The sequence below is a fragment of the Acinetobacter sp. COS3 genome (assembly GCF_000475335.1).
GTDB classification, from domain to species: Bacteria; Pseudomonadota; Gammaproteobacteria; order Pseudomonadales; family Moraxellaceae; genus Acinetobacter; species Acinetobacter venetianus.
Genome location: NZ_AXCD01000050.1, coordinates 1 through 3257, shown reverse-complemented (window position 1 = coordinate 3257; position 3257 = coordinate 1). Strand labels below are relative to the sequence as shown.

The following is a 3257-nucleotide window of genomic DNA, read 5'->3' as shown; positions in this document are numbered from 1 at the left end:
ACCTGAACTTTCCTTCCAAATACGTTTGATTTGCTCTGCATGATGTAAATCATGCAGAGCACGTTTCGCTCGATGTTCTGGGTTATCAACGAGATCTAAAGCCCGATAATAGGTCGAAGCTGCAATCGGTAAAATTCTACTTTTAGATCCTTTTATTTTTAGGGGGGATTACCCTATAAAAATGTATTTTACAGGCATTTTTATGTGCTGATCTTTTTAGAATTTAGCTATATTTCATTGACTAAACTGTTTTTTCAAAACAGGAAGAATTGCATAGTATGAATCCATTAAATGTTTATTAACTTCATCCATATCTAGAATATTCATAGGAAGATAATAATTAACAAATGTCCTTTCTAAGAAAAGCTGCTCTGCAAAGAATTCATTAGGTTCAGTGTTCATTTCATAGGCATAATTCGCATCAAAAATTCTTGCAGAATAATCAAGATATAAACAATACTCTTTATTTGAATTAATATCTGTATAACATTTTTGAACTATCTCTTTTACTCCTATTATTCCAGAAAGAGATAATACTGCCTCGAATTCTCTTACTGCTTTTGTTATTAAAACTTTATCTGGTGCAAGGGTAGATTTTTTAGAGTTCTTTGCAACTTCAACACTATTATTCCCCACATCACTGTTGTAAGTATTACTTGCAGCTAAATCTGCTGCATCAGCAGCTTTTGCCGCTGCTACAGCTTCTTCTGCTGGATCAAAACCCTCATCCGCGGCTACTGCTTCGCCATAATTCGTTAATTCTGAATTAGTCAGGTTATAGTCCACCCCGGTTTCTACCACTTCTGCCGCTGATATTGCTTCTTCAGCGGCTGTAATTGCTTCAGCATCAGTTTTAACCGATAAATTATTCATGTATGCAGTTGCTGCAACAGCAAGTGTGATAATTAGGGCTAATGCAATACAGGTGCTTCCAACTTGTATAAAAACTTTTTTCTTTGAAATTATCCAATTTTTAAGTTTTATAAAAGGGGAAAAGATTGAAAAGCTGTTTGGAACATCGATAGAGATATTCATTTTGAAGCTTTTAGAATCTTTGTTTTGAGCTTGTTGTTCAGATTGACTATTAGAGCTAGTCCTGTTTTGCTGATCAAAAGCTGCTCTTTGAGAGCGTATAAATTCCTCCTGCTGCTGTCTTTTCACATATTCTTCTTGTTGTTGTTTTCGACGTGCTTGTTCTGCTAAAAAAGTATCATAATTTTTACGTTTTTCTGGATCGATCAAGGTTTCATAAGCTTCTCGTATTTTCACCATGATTTCATTTGCATCATTCCCTTTATATCGATCTGGATGATACTTCTGAGCTAACCCCTTATACGCGAGCTTAATTATTTCTTCTGGTGCATCTTGAGAAACATGTAGTATTTCATATAAATTCATAATGAACCGTACCGGGTTTGTCGGAGACTTTTTATTTAAGTTAGGCCACCTGACCTAACGGATTAATTTTATCATAGTACATTGCTTCAAAATCAAAAGGTGGCACATAACCTAGTGCACTATGTACACGCTTTTTATTGAACCAATCTACCCAGTTTAGTGTCGCAAGTTGTACATCTGCTAAACCTTGCCAATCTGCTTTTAAATATTCAATCACCTCTGTTTTGTATAAGCCATTCACCGTTTCAGCCAGAGCATTATCGTATGAATCACCAGTTGTACCGACTGATGCTCGTAAATTTGCTGCTTCTAAACGATTGGTATACCGAATGGAAAGATATTGAACACCTCTATCTGAATGATGAATCACATTCTTTGGCATGCCTCGATCGTGCAATGCTTGCTCAAGTGCATCGAGTGCCATATCTGTATTCATCCGTGTAGATACTTTCCATCCAACAATTGCTCGTGAGAACACATCAATAATAAAGGCGGTATATACCCAGCCTGAATGAGTTTGAATATACGTAAAGTCACCCACCTGAGAAGCATTGCTTCGCAAGGGTTTGGATGATCAGCATTAAAATTACGTTTCACTAAATCATCTGCCCGTTTTTAGTCATCTCGGTTACGGGTGGTTTGTTTATTCTTACCACGCCAAACACCTTGTATACCTAGCTTTTGCATCAATCGAGCAATTGTACAACGTGCAATAACAGAGCCTTCACGTTTCAGTTGTTGCCAGACTTTACGTGCGCCATATCGACCTGAACTTTCTTTCCAAATTCGTTTTATTTGTTCAGCATGATGAAGGTCATGCAGATCCCGTTTCGCTCGATGTTCTGGATTTACTGTGAGATCTAGAGTCCGGTAATAGGTTGAAGGTGCGATTGGTAAAATCCTACAAATCGCTTCAACACCATATTGATCTTTATTGTTATGGATAAAATCCACCATTACTTGTGTGGGCGGTCGAGCTCCGCCTGGGCGAAAAAAGCGGCTGCTTTACGTAGAATTTCATTCGCACGTTGCAGTTCTTTATTTTCACGTTCGAGTTGTTTAATACGTTCTTGATCTGAAATTTGCTGTACTTTAATTGGGTTTTGTTGATCTAAGTATTTTTGATACCAAACACTTAGAGTTTCAGGAGTACAGCCAATTTTAGGAGCAATTGCGGAAACTGCTGCCCAGTTCGATGGATAATCTTTTTCAGATTCAATCAATAATTGAACCGCTCTTTCTCTGATTTCAGGAGTATATTTTAATTTTGTCATCGGGATAGTCTCTCAGAATATTGACTCTCCGACAAACCCGGTACGGTTCATCCATTATTTTGGCTAGGATCACTTCTCCAAGACCAGAACGTGTACAAATGGTGGCATTGAAGTATCCAGAAACTGCTATCTGGTTTCATCATCCAATTTGGAATATTTTCAATTTTGATTCACGTTCTGCTATTGAGACCGATAGAATCATACTTAGCTTAGCCCCTGAAGTTAGCCGTCATTTTCTTCATTTAGCTGAAAGATCATCTTTTGAGCTTAGGTTTGTAAAACGAATTTTTTATAAAAATAGTGAAATATTTGAATTACTAACAAAGTTATCTAAAAAATATCCTTTAGATACTCTAACAGTATTTATTTTGTTCTTGAATGAAGCTGTTGATATGAGCTATTCGGGATATTTTTTAAATCTTAAGATTTGTTCATTGACGGTATTAGGTCAAGTTTTTAATTTACCCCAATTACAGCTTCTACCTCCTACTGTAAAAGAGTTTTTTGAAGCATATGTACGTGCTATACCTTGTAAACATGTTGTTTTTATAGACGAAGTTGAACTGAACCGTACCATGTTTGTCG

Annotated in this window: 1 protein-coding gene, 3 pseudogenes and 1 other annotated feature; of the genes and pseudogenes, 1 reads left to right on the top strand and 3 read right to left on the bottom strand. The window is 36.6% G+C overall.

Annotation, left to right across the window (positions count from 1 at the left end; all coding sequences use genetic code 11):
- The 3 genes and pseudogenes from IO68_RS33855 to IO68_RS33725 form a co-directional block, all read right to left on the bottom strand.
- Positions 1–138 (bottom strand): annotated as a pseudogene (locus IO68_RS33855) (IS3 family transposase); the annotation flags it as partial.
- A 96-nt stretch (positions 139–234) separates the two neighbouring features.
- Positions 235–1398, bottom strand: a complete 1164-nt coding sequence (locus IO68_RS33480) for a J domain-containing protein (RefSeq protein ID WP_023013931.1) — start codon at positions 1396–1398, stop codon at positions 235–237.
- A gap of 40 nt (positions 1399–1438) precedes the next feature.
- Positions 1439–2672: pseudogene (locus IO68_RS33725) on the bottom strand (IS3 family transposase).
- Positions 2281–2397 (bottom strand) — a sequence feature (AL1L pseudoknot). It overlaps the preceding pseudogene by 117 nt.
- Before the next feature lie 98 nt (positions 2673–2770).
- On the opposite strand from IO68_RS33725, the pseudogene IO68_RS34240 reads away from it, so the two are divergent.
- Positions 2771–3257 (top strand): annotated as a pseudogene (locus IO68_RS34240) (hypothetical protein); the annotation flags it as partial.

Bases quoted from the DNA above. Each gene is read 5' to 3' on its own strand.
- IO68_RS33480 (WP_023013931.1), bottom strand. From the start codon at position 1,398: ATGAATTTATATGAAATACTACATGTTTCTCAAGATGCACCAGAAGAA.